The following is a 13,608-nucleotide window of genomic DNA, read 5'->3' as shown; positions in this document are numbered from 1 at the left end:
AAATCAGGAGCCCAGAGCGTCGGCCAGCTTGGCCAGCTTTCCGCGTACAGAAGCGTCAATGACCAGATCGCCGGTGCGAATAATCACGCCGCCAATCAGTGACTTGTCCAGTGACGCTGCGAGTGACACTTGCCGCTCGAGCTTCTTCGAGAGTGCCTGGGCGAGCTTCTGTTGCTGTTCGTCCGTCAGCTCGAAAGCCGCGGTAACTTCGATATCAACAGTGCGCTCCAGATCAGCCCGGTACGTGTTGAAGAGCGCTGAAATCTCAGGAAGAAGAGTCAGCCGGCGTTTTTCCGCCAGTACAGCGAAAAAGTTCCGGATCTGTTCGGTGACGCCTTCTTCGACGACCTCCAGAATCAGATCAGCCTTCTTCTGCTCTTCGAGACCCGGATTCGCGAGAAGCTGTCGAATGTCTTTGTTCGCGGTGACCTGCCCGGCAACCGTCAGCACCTGTGACCACTCAGCCAGCTGCTTATGCTCCTGAGCGGCACCAAATGCTGCCTTTGCGTAGGGACGGGCCAGCGTTCTCAGTTCTGCCATGATGAACCTCGTCGTTTAGAGTTCTGCCGCCAGTTTGTCCAACATCTCGTTGTGCTTGGAGGCATCGACAGAGGTTTCCAGGATCTTCTCAGCACCGGCGACAGCAATAGCGGCAACTTCTGCACGCAGCGCGTCACGAGCCTGATTCCGCTCCTGTTCAATTTCGGCCCTGGCCTGCTCAATCAGCTTCTGGCCTTCCTTGCGGGCGTCATCCTTGGATGCTTCCACAATCTGGGCCGCACGCTTGTTGGCCTGTTCAATCAGGCCAGCAGCTTGCTGCTTGGCTTCACGCAGTTCCTGTGCTGACTTTTCCTGAGCCAGTTCCAGATCGCGCGAAGCGCGGTCTGAGGCAGCCAGTCCGTCAGCGATCTTCTTTTGACGCTCCTGCAGTGCGGCCATAATTGGCGGCCACACGTATTTCATGCAGAAGACGACAAAGATAAAGAACGCGATGGCTTGACCAATCATCGTCAAATTAATGTTCACGTCTTCACCTCTCGCCTGTTTTGTTAAGAATCATCTGACCGGGGTAACCCCCGGCTCTGGCGACTCGATTAACCGGCGATCTGGCCGACAAACGGGTTGGCGAAAGTGAAGAACAGAGCGATACCAACACCGATCATGGTTACGGCGTCCAGCAGACCTGCAACGATGAACATTTTAACCTGCAACATCGGGGTCATTTCCGGCTGACGCGCGGCGCCTTCCAGGAACTTGCCGCCGAGGATACCAAAGCCAATCGCAGTACCCAGGGCACCCAGGCCAATCAGCAGTGCAACGGCAATAGCGGTCATTCCAACTACAGTTTCCATGATAACTCCCAGTTTTCAGTTAGGTTTTTCAGTTTAAGGGTTTAGGGTTTAGAACTACGGCTTAATGGTGCCCGATCAGTGAGTGTCCTCATGAGCCATGCTCAGGTACACGATCGTCAACATCATAAAGATGAACGCCTGCAGGGTGATGATCAGAATGTGGAAGATCGCCCAGGGTACAGACAGTGTCCACTGCGCCCAGAACGGCAGCAGTGCAATCAGGATAAAGATCAGCTCGCCCGCGTAAAGGTTACCAAACAGACGCAGTGCCAGTGAAACCGGCTTGGCCAACAGGCTCACGCCCTCGAGCAGGAAGTTTACCGGCACCAGCAGGATTTTCAGGAACAGGTTGTCGGATGAGAAGGGGTGCAGGGTCAATTCGCCCAGGAAGCCACCCACACCCTTAACCTTGACGCTGTAGTAGATGATCAGCGCAAATACCGACAGGGACATGCCCAGAGTCACGTTCACGTCTGTGGTCGGAACCACCTTCATGTATTCCAGGCCCATCAGGTGGAACAGCTGGGGCAGGAAGTCCACCGGCACCAGGTCCATCAGGTTCATCAGGAATACCCAGCAGAAAATGGTCAGTGCCAGCGGCGCGATGACCTTGTTCCTGCCGTGGAAGGTTTCCTTGACGCTGTTATCGACAAACTCGATCATGACTTCAACGAAGTTCTGCAGCCCACCGGGCTGACCGGATGTAACACGCTTGGCCGCCAGACGGAAAATGAACAGGAAAATCACGCCCAGGGCGACGGACCAGCCGAGGGAATCGACGTGCAATGCCATGAACCCCATATCGGAGGCTTCAGCCGCATTGTGGGCCATAGTCCACTGCGCTTCCTGCAGTACCGTGCCGTCGGCGCGTTCGTAACCCGCAGGCAACTTGCCATACGTCAGGTTCTGGAGGTGATGCTGGATATATTCGGATGCACTTCCTGCCATAACGGTTTCCCAGGTCCAGTTAGCTTTGCTGCGTATTGCTGCCCGCCAGAAGCGGTGTCAACCAGTTGGTGACCAGCATGATCGCAAATGTTAAAAAAAGTGCCGCTACGTCGAGCGGCTGAATCCATTTGAACACCATCGTGAAAAGGATGGCGCACAGGATGAGCTTGCCGGCCTCACCCTGGTAAAAAGAACTCATGATCTGTCTGGCAGACCGCGCGCCGGAGTAGCGGAATGCCTTGAGCGCAAAATAACCATGGGGGATCAGAAAGATAAGTCCGCCCAGAAGCGCTGAATAACCAGCCACCTGGCCTCGCAAGAGAAACGCCAGGCTGACGACGACAAGTATCACACTTTCTATTACAAACCATCGTGCGATGGGCGGGCGGCGGATACCGCCCGAAGTTGCCTTCGTCATGTTTGTCCCGAAAGTACGGTGCTTTTCGTCCGGTGCCGTTTAAAAAGTAAGCAAATACACCGATACGAGCGCCGCAGATTATATGTGTTCAATGTGCACGAATCAACAAAACCCGGTGCTGGCTGGCCCGTCAGAAGCGGCGTAATGACTGGCTTTTGGCTATTTTCGTCACAAATAGGCGTTCGTTCAGTTTTTCACCACTACATGTTGTGTGCGTAGTGGAATACGAACTTTCGTAGGGGGTCGGAAAGCCCACAAAACCCCGACGTTTTTATTTGATATGGCCGAGAATGCCGTCCAGCTCGTCCAGGGAACTGTACTCAATCACCAGTTTGCCCTTGCCACGCTGACGGTGGTCAATAGACACCCTGGCACCCAGACGCTCCGCCAGGTCATCCTGCAGGGCCCGGATGTTGGGGTCCAGCGTCCCTTTTTTCCGGGATTTACTGTCCGGCGTTTCCTGCTGGACCCGACGCACCAGAGCTTCGGTCTGGCGAACAGACAGGGATTTCGCCACCACCTGTTTCGCCACCTGCATCTGCAGTTCCGGCGCCAGGGTCAACATGGCGCGACCGTGGCCCATCTCCAGATCGCCATGCTCCAGCATGATACGGACATCTTCCGAAAGGCCGATCAACCGTAGCAGGTTGGTGATGGTGGTCCGGGATTTACCTACGGCTTCCGCAACCTGGGCCTGGGTCAGGCCGAACTCGTCCTGCAGGCGCTGCAGGGCAAAGGCTTCTTCAATAGGATTGAGGTTTTCGCGCTGGATGTTCTCGATCAGCGCCATGGCGATGGCGGCTTCGTCCGGAACATCCCGGATGATGGCGGGGATGCTGTCCAGACCGGCCATCTGGGTGGCACGCCAACGGCGTTCCCCGGCAATCAGTTCATAGCGGCCTTCGGCGATGGGGCGAACCACCACCGGCTGCATCACCCCTTGCTGGCGAATGGAATCAGCCAGTTCCTGTAGGGCAGCCGGATCCATATCCCGCCGGGGCTGGAAACGGCCACGCTGGATCAGGTCGATAGGGACTTCGCGGAGCTCACCGTCGTGGTCTTTCAGCTCCTGGTCGAGATTGACCTTCGAGCCCGCCAGCAGGGCGCCCAGTCCACGTTCGCCCAATCCTCGTTTCTTAGCCGCCATGGTGTCAGTCATTCTTCCCGTTGAAAATCGTTGTGCTTCAGTGAGTGACAGGGCGGTATGTTACACCGCAACCGGTGCGGATGTCTTTTTTGAACCATGGCGGCGAACCATCTCGCCGGCCAGGGCCAGATACGCGATAGCACCCTTGGAAGCCCGGTCATACTTCAGGGCCGGCATGCCATAACTTGGCGCCTCGGCCAGACGGACATTACGGGGAATAACCGCACGGTAGACCTTGTCGCCGAAATACTCCGTCAGCTGGCCGGACACATCCAGTGTCAGGCTGTTTCGGGGGTCGTACATGGTGCGCAGGATACCCTCCACCTCGAGATTCGGGTTCACGGTCTCCTGGATCTGCTCGACTGTGTTCATCAGCGCGGCCAGGCCTTCCAGGGCGTAGTACTCACACTGCATCGGAATCAGTACCGCATCCGCTGCGGACAGGGCATTCACCGTCAGCAGACTGAGCGAGGGCGGGCAATCGATCAGGATGTAATCGTAGTTGTCGCGAACGGTATTGAGGGCAAGACGCAGACGGTGCTCGCGGCCGATTTCGTTCATCAGTTCCACTTCAGCGGCGGTGAGGTCGCCGTTGGCCGGCAGGATATCGAAGCCCGACGCTTCTGCAGGAATGATGACTTCGGCGGCGCTGGCCCGTTTGGTCAGCATGTCGTAACCGGAGAGCTGCAGGGTATTTTTATCGACACCGCTGCCCATGGTGGCATTGCCCTGGGGATCCATATCCACCAACAGCACCCGGCGTTTGGTTGCAGCCAGGGAGGCAGCAAGATTGACGCAGGTGGTGGTTTTGCCCACACCGCCTTTCTGATTGGTCACTGCAATCACGCGCGCCATGTCTTGCCTCCTTGTTCGGGGTTACCGGTTATGAATTTCAAGTACAGAGCTACCGGGATTGCGCTGCCCGGGAGATCACCAGTAAATGGCGCTCGCCATCGGCACCGGGGACTTCCAGGGAATATCTGGATTTTACCTGCCAGCCGGCCGGAAGAGCAGCCACTTCATCATCCGGAAACTGGCCTTTCATGGCAAGGAACTCGCCCTCATTTGCCAGCAAACCCCCACACCAGCTCACCAGATTCTGCAGCGCGGTGAAAGCCCGGCTGCTGATCTGGGTAAAAGGCTCGGCAGGGGTGCAGGCTTCCGCCCGGCCGTGAATCACCTTAACGTTGTCCAGGCCCAGCTCCAGAACACACTGGTTCAGGAACCGGGTTTTCTTGCCGTTGCTGTCCAGCAAGGTAAACCGCTTCCCGGGCAGGGCGATGGCCAGGGGTATTCCAGGCAGACCACCCCCGGCTCCGACATCCAGCAGATGATCCGTGGTTACCCAGGGCAGGATACTGAGGCTGTCCAGCAGCTGCCGGGACACCATTTCCCCCTCATCACGCACCGCAGTGAGATTGTAGGCCCGGTTCCATTTGTTGAGCAGGCCAAGAAAGGCCAGCAGCTGTTGCTGCTGGCCGTCGGTCAGGGAGAGACCCATTGCCGCCAGTCCGTCCCGGAGCTGACCCTGCCAGAGCGTATTGGTCATGGGCGCGGATCAGGCTGTCTGTTTGCGCAGCAGGTCGCGCTTTTTCAGGTGCACCAGGATCTGGCTCACCGCCGCCGGGGTCACGCCCTGGATGCGGGATGCCTGGGCCACCGTCTCCGGACGAACAGTCTGGAGTTTCTGTTTGATCTCGTTGGACAAGCCGCCAATCACCTCGTAATCCAGGTCCACCGGCAAAGCGGTGTTTTCGTTCCGGCGCAAACGCTCGATTTCGTCGGTCTGGCGGGAGATATAGCCTTCGTACTTGATCTCGATCTCCACCTGATCAGCAACCACCGGGTCATCCGCCTGCTCAGCACCGATTTCGGCAATGTGGCTGTAGCCGATCTCGGGACGACGCAGCAGTTCAGCCAGGGACTGGTCCCGGGTCATCGGCTGCTTGAGGAAGCCTTTCGCCCGCTCCCCGGCTTCGGTATTCGGATGAATACGAGTGGATTCGAGACGGCTGCGCTCGGTGGCGATGGCCTCGCGCTTGTCGTTGAATTTCTGCCAGCGCTCCTCGTTCACCAGGCCCAGCTTGCGGCCGGTTTCGGTGAGGCGCAGATCGGCATTGTCTTCGCGCAGGATCAGCCGGTATTCGGCGCGGCTGGTGAACATGCGGTAGGGCTCGGAGGTGCCCATGGTAATCAGGTCATCCACCAGCACGCCCAGGTAGGCCTCATCACGGCGCGGGTACCACTCGTCTTTTTCCTGGGCTTTCAGGGCGGCGTTGATGCCGGCCAGCAGGCCCTGGGCGCCGGCTTCTTCGTAACCGGTGGTGCCATTGATCTGGCCGGCAAAGTACAGGCCCTGGATGAACTTGGTTTCCAGGGTGTGGCGCAGGTCCTGGGGGTTCAGGTAATCGTATTCGATGGCATAGCCCGGCCGGGTGATGTGGGCATTCTCAAAACCCGGAATGGAACGCACCGCCGCCAGCTGAATATCGAAAGGCAGGCTGGTGGAGATACCGTTCGGGTACAGCTCGTTGGTGGTCAGGCCTTCCGGCTCCACAAAAATCTGGTGCGAATCCTTGTCGGCAAAGCGGTTGACCTTGTCTTCAATGGACGGGCAGTAACGCGGGCCCACACCTTCAATACTGCCGGCAAACATCGGCGAACGGTCGAAGCCGCTGCGGATGATGTCGTGGGTTTCTTCGGTCGTGCGGGTAACGTAGCAACAGACCTGTTCCGGATGCTGGCTGCGGCTGCCGATGAAGGACATGACCGGCACAGGGTCATCGCCCCACTGTTCCTGCATTACCGAGAAATCCACAGACCGGGCATCAATTCTCGGCGGCGTGCCGGTTTTCAGGCGGCCCACATTGAACGGCAGTTCCCGCAGGCGTTTGGCCAGGGCGTTGGCCGGCGCATCGCCAGCCCGACCACCAGCGTGATGTTGCATACCGATGTGGATGACCCCGCCGAGGAAGGTGCCGGTAGTCAGCACCACCGTCCTGGCGTTGAAGCGGATGCCAGTCTGGGTCACCACGCCGGTCACCTGGTCGTTTTCCACAATCAGGTCGTCGGCCGCCTGCTGGAACAGGGTCAGATTGGGCTGGTTTTCCAGGGTGTGGCGGATGGCCGCCTTGTAAAGCACCCGGTCTGCCTGGGCACGGGTGGCACGGACAGCTGGCCCTTTGCGGCTGTTCAGGACCCGGAACTGGATACCAGCCTGGTCCGTGGCTTCTGCCATGGCGCCGCCCAGTGCGTCGATTTCCTTCACCAGATGGCTCTTGCCAATGCCACCGATGGCCGGGTTACAGGACATCTGGCCCAGGGTTTCAATGTTGTGGGTCAGCAGCAGGGTTTGGGAACCCATGCGCGCAGCCGCCAGTGCGGCCTCGGTACCGGCATGGCCACCACCAATGACAATGACATCGAAACGGGTCGGAAAATCCACAGTTCACCTCGGAAATCGGGCTGAAAAAAAGGTATAAAAACAGGGCGGCGAGTATAACGCCTCACCCGGGAAAATGCAGTCGGAATGTGCAAATTTTAACCAGATCAAAAGGCGGTTGAAAGCCGGACAGGGGTCACAAAGGGCAGGCAGCCGCTTTTTTCACCGATTCATCGGATAGTGGAAAACCGAAATTTTTGGCTTTTCATAGGCTTGGATCGCTCTTCTCAGAAAAGTTTTCAAGAAAGTTATCCACATGCAAGGCTACTTGTTAACCACCTCAAATAACACCTTAACCTATTGTTTTAATTAATATACCTAAAATTAATCCAGAGTCTGTCCTTAGGTTGTCCAACTAATTATCCACAGAACCAGCCGCGGTTCTGCGCCGCAATTGCCAGACCACCACCAGAACCACCCCGTTCAGCAATGACAACAACAGGAAAAAGCCCGGGATGCTCACTTCAAGCAGGCCAAGGACCACAATTCCGCAAAGGGCACTGACCACCATGAACAGGGCATTGATCACATTCAGCGCGGCAATGATCCGCGCGCGTTTGTTTCGTGGGGTTTCATGCTGGATAAAGGCGTACAGCGGCACGATGAACAGACCGCCGCATACCCCGATGCCAACCAGGTCCAGCAGAACTCTCAGGTATACGGGGTCGGTCAGCAGGGTCCACCAGGTGGAGGCAACCGGATCGTCCGGTACCGCGAAGTACAGATCAATCCCCAACAGGCTCAGACCAAGGGCACCCCAGGGCACGGGCACCAGGGTAATCCGGTGTTTGGTCAGCCGCTCGCACATCATCGAGCCAATGGAAATGCCGATAGTGAACATGGCCAGCAGCAGGGTGACCACGGTTTCATCGCCAAGCAAGCTGGTGCGGGCAAAATTGGGAAACTGGGTCAGGTAGGCGGCGCCGAGAAACCAGAACCAGGAAATCGCCAGAACTGCCAGCAGTACCTGGCGTCGCTCCGCCGCCAGGGCCATCAGATTCCAGGTTTCCAGCACCGGCCGAAAGCGAACCGTGATGCCGGAACCGTCGGGCTCGGTTGCGGGAACCTGACGCGCCGACAAATATCCCAGCACCGCCATCACCACCACGGCAACCGCCGTCAGCCTGGCGGCGGTTTCGAAGCCCATCAGCAAACCCGCGGCAATCGTGCCCAGAAGAATGGCGACAAACGTGCCCATGCCCACCAGACCATTGCCCCCCACCAGCTCATCATCCGCCAGCACCTGGGGCAGAATGGCGTATTTCACCGGGCCGAAGAAGGTGGACTGGGTGCCCATCAGGAACAGCAACACCAGCAGCAGCTCGTACCAGCCAAACCAGAGGCCAAGGGCCGCAATAAACATGATGATGATTTCCGCCAGTTTCACATTCCGGATAATCCGGGCTTTTTCGTAGCGGTCCGCCATTTGCCCGGCAATGCCCGAGAACAGGAAGAACGGCAGAATGAACAGGAAGGCTGCGAGGTTGACCACGACATTCACCGACAGCCCCATCAAACCGCCGGCGCTGTAAGTAATCAGCAGCAACAGGGCGTTCTTGAACAGATTGTCGTTAAAAGCGCCGGAGAACTGGGTCAGGTAGAACGGCAGAAACCGGCGCTGACCGAGCAAACGGAACTGACTGTGTGTTGCCATGAAAAATCCTGTTTTGGTGCAGCCTGTTAGACCGGTTTTCTTTTTCGCGCCAATCCGGTGCACCGGAGCGCCGGGTTCCCGGCCCCGGGATTTATTTGACGCCATGAACCACCAAAAAACGCATGATTTCTGGCGTTCTGGTACGGAATTCGCTTTAACCTGCTGTTCAGACACCCAAAACCGTGGCCAGGATGGCTCGAACAGATCCGTAGTATAAGGTTCCTGACCATGAGCAGCGTAGTCCGACTTCCCCGTCGCAGCCATCGCCGGGCTGGCACAGCCCCGGCCCCGGATATTATCCAACGTTACGATTTCAACTCTGTGTACCAGCCCATTCTCAGCCCCACCCACCAGAAACTGGTGGGTTACGAAGCACTGGTCAGGGTCAGCCGGGACAATCAACCGGTGCCTCCCATCGAACTCTTCGAACAGGCCGACAGGCACAACCAGACACCGGAACTTGACCGGCACCTGCTGCAGCTCCACCTGGACAACTTTGTCGCCGGTTCCCAGCCGGTGTGGCTGTTCCTGAATATCAATCCGGCCACCTGCATTCACCCGGAAGCCTCTCTGGAGCGACTTGCCAGTCAGTGCCAGCAAAGTGGCATCCATCCAGAGAAAGTGGTGCTGGAGCTGGTGGAAACCGCATCCGAGAATCCCTCTGCCCTGCTGGAGTTTATCCACAAGGCCAAGGCCCGGGGCTTTCAGATTGCCATTGATGACTTTGGCATGGGTGACTCCAACTTCGAGCGCCTGTGGCGCATCAACCCGCTGATTGTGAAACTCGACCGAAGCCTGCTGGTGAATGCCGAAACCAACAGCCGGGCCCGAATGCTGCTGGAAAGCCTGGTCAAAATGATTCGGGAAAGCGGCAGCCTGGTGCTGCTTGAAGGGATTGAGAACAACGCCCAGGCCCGCATCGCCCTGGATACCGAGGCGGATCTGTTGCAGGGTTTCCTGTTCGCCAGACCCGGTAGCCTGGATGTGCACCAGGCCGAACAGACAGAGCATGGCCTGAGAGCAGTAATTGCCGATTCCAGTGAATGGTCACTGCAGGATGTTCGCGATCAGGAAAGCTATTTGCGGCTGCTGCGTTTCGAGATTCTTGAAGCCTGCCATTCGCTGAGCCGGGAATTACCCTTCGATAGCGCCTGCGGCCGGCTTCTGGCGGTGGACGGTATAAAACGCTGTTTTCTACTCAACGCCCAGGGTATCCAGCAGGGCAACCTGGCCCGGGCCAACCCGGATATCCACCGGGGCAAATTCAATCCGTTATACCACTCGGCCGGGGCCCGGTGGGCGCACCGGGAGTATTTCCGGAACGCTCTGGACCGACCCCAGCACATCAGCAGCTGCCGGCCCTACGTCGGCCTGCCGGATGCCAAACGCACCGTCACGCTCTCGACCATGCTGCCGGGGCAGCGGGTCTTTTGCGTGGATATCCATCCGGACGAAGTGTTCGGCGGCCAGATCAGTTTGCCGGCCACTCTCTAGCAACGTCAAAAATCGTCAGCACGCTTCTGGGGCGCTGCCACCAGTCCCGCGCCGCCGGCCTGGCCTGTGGCCTGACGTTCCAGTTCCTTTTCCACCGCGTTGGAGGACTTGGCAAATCGTGCCAGGAGGTTGTAAAGAACCGGGATGATAAACAGCGTCAGGGTGGTCGCGAAGACCAACCCGCCCAGAATCACCATACCTATGGCCGCCCGGCTTTCGGCCCCGGCACCGGTGGCTATGACCAGAGGAACCGCCCCGAACACCGTGGAAATCGTGGTCATCAGTACCGGCCGGAAACGCAGGCAGGCGCCCTCTAGAATGGCATCCTTCACCTCATAGCCCTTGTCCCGGAGCTGGTTGGCGAACTCCACGATCAATATGCCGTTCTTGGCCATCAACCCGAGCAGCATGATGATCCCGATCTGGCTGTAGATGTTCAGGCTGATGCCCGACCACCAGAGCGCCAGCAGGGCACCGGTCACCGCCAGTGGCACGGACAGCATAATGATCAACGGGTGAATCCAGCTCTCGAACTGGGCCGCCAGCACCAGAAAGACAATCACGAACGCCAGGCCAAAGGTGACGTAGATCGCTGCCGAGGATTCCTGAAATTCCCGGGACAGCCCCTTGTAGCTTACCCGTGCCTCAGGTGGCAGGTTGTCCACCGCCAGATTGTTCAGGTAGGTCAGGGCCGAGCCTAGATCGTAACCCTCCGCCAGGGAGGCACTGATCACCACTGCCGGCAAGCGGTCGATGCGGCGAAGGTCCGGGTTGGCGCCGATTTCCTCCACCGATACCAGTGACTGAAGGGGTATCAGGGTACCGCCCTCCCGGGGCCGCAGGAAGATCTGGCCCAGGTCCGACGGCGTTGCCCGGTCTGCGTCCGCAGCCTGGATAATGACATCGTATTCCCGGCCCCGGTCCAGATAGGTGGTCACCTGGCGGGACGCCAGCATGGTCTGCAGCGTGAGCCCGACATCTTCAATGGTGATATCGAGGTCTGCCGCCCGCTCCCGGTCAATCGACACCCGCAATTCCGGCCGGGTCAGTTCAAAATCCGTCTCCAGGTTGAGCAGGCTGGGATTCTGCTTGGCCAGCTCCACGATTTCCTGGCTCCAGGCCTGCACCGATTCATAATCGGGGCCTGCCACCACAAACTCCACCGGCTGGCTGAAGCCGCGCTGGCCCAGGCCGGGCGGGTTGACTGCCACGGTGCGGATGCCGGAAATCTGGCTCAGCTTGCCCCGCAGCTCGGTGGTGATCGCCTGCTGCTTCACCGACCGTTCTTCCCAGGGCACCAGGCCCATGATCATGAACGCGTTGTCCTCCTCACCTCGGAACCCCACGATGGACAGCAAACGGTTCGCTGAGCCGTCCTCCAGGTAGGGCAACAGAGCCTGCTCGGCCTTGCGCACATAATGGTCAGTGAACTCAACGGTCGATCCCCGGGGCGCACTGGTGGGCATGATGATCACCCCCCGGTCCTCAGTGGGGGCCAGCTCCTGGGGCAGACGCGGGAAAATCACCACGGCAACAATCAGTCCCACGATCCCAAGCCCCAGCAGCAGCCCCGGCTGATTGAGGGAAAAACGCAGCATGCGCTCATAGCCGTTGGTCAGGCCATTGAGGACTTTTTCACTGGCGGCCCAAAGACGATGGCCCTCGGCGGATTCCGGGCTATGCCTCAACCACTTGGAACACAGCATCGGCGCCAGGGTCAGGGCCACCAGGCTGGAAACCACTACGGCCGCCGCCAGGGTAAAGCCGAACTCGGCAAACAGCCGGCCGACATTGCCGCCCATGAATGAGATGGGCACGAACACCGCCACCAGCGTGAGGGTAGTGGCAATAACAGCGAACGCCACCTGTTTCGCGCCCCGGTAGGAGGCCAGCAGCGGCGGCTCGCCCTCATCGATACGGCGCTGGATGTTTTCCAGCATGACAATAGCATCGTCCACTACCAGGCCGATGGCCAGAATCACCGCCAGCAGGGTCAGCACGTTGATGGAAAAGCCCAGGAAACCCAGGCCGATAAAGGCACCGATAACCGCCACCGGAATGGTCACCGCCGGAATCAGTGTCGCCCGCCAGGAGCGCAGGAACAGGAAGATCACCAGAATTACCAGGGACACCGCAATGGCCAGGGTGGTGACGACCTCCTTGATGGAGGCGCGGATGAAGATGGATTCGTCATAGCTTTCGGCGATGGTGACTTCCGGCGGCAGGGTTTCCCGGATCTTCACAAGCTCCGCCCGAACCGCGTCGGACACCGCCACGGTGTTGGCCTTGGACTGTCGGATCACGCCCATGCCGATGGCGGTCTGGCCGTTGGCCCGCAAACGGCTGACGTCAGACTCCACGCCCATCTGCACGTTCGCCACTTCGCCGAGACGCAGCAGATCGTTGCCATCACGGCGTATCACCAGATCCCGGAACTGCTCAACGTCGGTCAGCCGGCCCTCGGCCCGGACCGTGAAATTGCGGGTGGAGGAATCCACCGAACCGGCCGGCAGCTCCACATTATTGGCCCGCAGCGCCCGCTCGACTTCAGCCACCGTGATATCCCGGGCGGCCAGGCGCTCACGATCGAGCCAGACCCGGATGGCGTAACGACGTTCACCACCAATACGGACATCCGCCACCCCGTCCAGTACCGACAGCCGGTCCGCCAGCACCCGTTCGGCAAAATCACTGAGTTCGGCACTGTCCCAGATATCGCTACGCAGGGTGACCCACATCATCGGTCGGGCGTCGGAATCGGCCTTGCGCACCACCGGCGGATCAGCCTCGTCGGGCAACTGGTTGGCAACCCGGGAAACGGCATCGCGAACGTCGTTGGCGGCAATATCCACATCCCGGGAGGTTGAAAACTCGATACTGGTACGGGACTCCCCCTGTTCGGTTGAGGATTCTATGGAGCGGATACCCTCGATGCCACTGATAGCGCCTTCAATTACCTGGGTAATCTGGGTATCCACGACTTCCGCGGCCGCGCCGGTGTAATCGGTGGAAATGGACACCACGGGCGGATCGATATCCGGGTATTCCCGCACTGGCAGGCCCAGCAGGGCCGCGAGGCCAAACACCACAATCAGCAGGCTGAGAACGGTGGCAAAGACCGGGCGCTTGATGGAGATATCAGACAGGATCACG

Annotated in this window: 12 protein-coding genes; 1 reads left to right on the top strand and 11 read right to left on the bottom strand. The window is 58.8% G+C overall.

From position 1 onward, the window contains the following. Nucleotides 1-3: 3 nt before the first annotated feature. From CLH62_RS11640 to CLH62_RS11595, 10 genes are all read right to left on the bottom strand, one after another. Complete coding sequence (locus CLH62_RS11640; protein WP_099618312.1) at nt 4-540, bottom strand: F0F1 ATP synthase subunit delta; 537 nt, start codon at nt 538-540, stop codon at nt 4-6. Nucleotides 541-555: 15 nt separating this feature from the next. After that, entirely contained in the window at nt 556-1,026 is a 471-nt protein-coding gene (locus CLH62_RS11635; protein ID WP_211285736.1) for a F0F1 ATP synthase subunit B, read from the bottom strand. A gap of 68 nt (nt 1,027-1,094) precedes the next feature. After that, the gene (gene atpE, locus CLH62_RS11630) at nt 1,095-1,352 is read right to left on the bottom strand and encodes a F0F1 ATP synthase subunit C (protein ID WP_012138088.1); all 258 of its coding nucleotides are present in this window, start codon (nt 1,350-1,352) and stop codon (nt 1,095-1,097) included. 75 nt (nt 1,353-1,427) lie between these two features. Continuing rightward, complete coding sequence (atpB, locus tag CLH62_RS11625) at nt 1,428-2,300, bottom strand: F0F1 ATP synthase subunit A (RefSeq protein ID WP_099618310.1); 873 nt, start codon at nt 2,298-2,300, stop codon at nt 1,428-1,430. A 19-nt stretch (nt 2,301-2,319) separates the two neighbouring features. Further along, nucleotides 2,320-2,718 (bottom strand): F0F1 ATP synthase subunit I, encoded by a 399-nt coding sequence (locus CLH62_RS11620; protein ID WP_099618309.1) that lies wholly within the window; start codon nt 2,716-2,718, stop codon nt 2,320-2,322. Between the two features lie 271 nt (nt 2,719-2,989). Continuing rightward, nucleotides 2,990-3,865 (bottom strand): ParB/RepB/Spo0J family partition protein, encoded by an 876-nt coding sequence (locus CLH62_RS11615; protein ID WP_099618854.1) that lies wholly within the window; start codon nt 3,863-3,865, stop codon nt 2,990-2,992. A gap of 60 nt (nt 3,866-3,925) precedes the next feature. Then, nucleotides 3,926-4,720, bottom strand: coding sequence for a ParA family protein (locus tag CLH62_RS11610; RefSeq protein WP_099618308.1), 795 nt, complete (start codon nt 4,718-4,720; stop codon nt 3,926-3,928). 49 nt (nt 4,721-4,769) lie between these two features. Beyond that, nucleotides 4,770-5,414 carry a 16S rRNA (guanine(527)-N(7))-methyltransferase RsmG gene (gene rsmG, locus CLH62_RS11605; protein ID WP_099618307.1) on the bottom strand — a complete coding sequence of 215 codons (645 nt, stop codon included), beginning with the start codon at nt 5,412-5,414 and terminating at the stop codon, nt 4,770-4,772. Between the two features lie 9 nt (nt 5,415-5,423). Continuing rightward, complete coding sequence (gene mnmG, locus CLH62_RS11600; RefSeq protein WP_099618306.1) at nt 5,424-7,310, bottom strand: tRNA uridine-5-carboxymethylaminomethyl(34) synthesis enzyme MnmG; 1,887 nt, start codon at nt 7,308-7,310, stop codon at nt 5,424-5,426. A gap of 352 nt (nt 7,311-7,662) precedes the next feature. Continuing rightward, complete coding sequence (locus CLH62_RS11595; protein ID WP_099618853.1) at nt 7,663-8,961, bottom strand: MFS transporter; 1,299 nt, start codon at nt 8,959-8,961, stop codon at nt 7,663-7,665. A 228-nt stretch (nt 8,962-9,189) separates the two neighbouring features. On the opposite strand from CLH62_RS11595, the gene CLH62_RS11590 reads away from it, so the two are divergent. Then, entirely contained in the window at nt 9,190-10,455 is a 1,266-nt protein-coding gene (locus CLH62_RS11590; protein WP_099618305.1) for an EAL domain-containing protein, read from the top strand. A gap of 5 nt (nt 10,456-10,460) precedes the next feature. Here the strand turns inward: CLH62_RS11590 and CLH62_RS11585 are convergent, their stop codons facing one another. Then, nucleotides 10,461-13,607 (bottom strand): efflux RND transporter permease subunit, encoded by a 3,147-nt coding sequence (locus CLH62_RS11585; RefSeq protein ID WP_099618304.1) that lies wholly within the window; start codon nt 13,605-13,607, stop codon nt 10,461-10,463. Nucleotide 13,608: the final 1 nt, after the last annotated feature.

Origin of the sequence: Marinobacter guineae, from assembly GCF_002744735.1 — a bacterium.
Taxonomy (GTDB): Bacteria; Pseudomonadota; Gammaproteobacteria; order Pseudomonadales; family Oleiphilaceae; genus Marinobacter; species Marinobacter guineae.
The sequence above is the reverse complement of the archived record's forward strand: the minus strand, read 5'-3'. Positions and strand labels throughout refer to the sequence as shown.